The 223-nt window shown below is 48.4% G+C and carries 1 protein-coding gene; it reads right to left on the reverse strand.

The genetic code is table 11. The features are described 5' to 3' along the window. Positions 1-223: beta-ketoacyl synthase N-terminal-like domain-containing protein (locus ACGF5R_RS25005; protein ID WP_387693352.1), on the reverse strand; the 223-nt coding region annotated here is incomplete at both ends.

Raw genomic sequence — 223 nt, forward strand, 5'->3', positions numbered from 1 at the left:
GGCATCCTCAAAAGCATGGTAGATCTCTTCCAGCAAGATCCTTTGAGCCACATCCATCGCATCCGCTTCCATCGGCGATATGCGGAAAAACAGCGGGTCAAAGTATTCTATCCCCCACATAGCACCGTATCGTACCGGTAAAATGTTCGGATTATACCGTTCAAAAAAGTGTAACCAGTCCGGATCACTCACCTTCTGGATACAGTCCCGACCTGAAGCAATG

Source organism: Photorhabdus sp. RM71S, assembly GCF_042879355.1.
In the GTDB taxonomy this organism is placed as follows: Bacteria; Pseudomonadota; Gammaproteobacteria; order Enterobacterales; family Enterobacteriaceae; genus Photorhabdus; species Photorhabdus kayaii.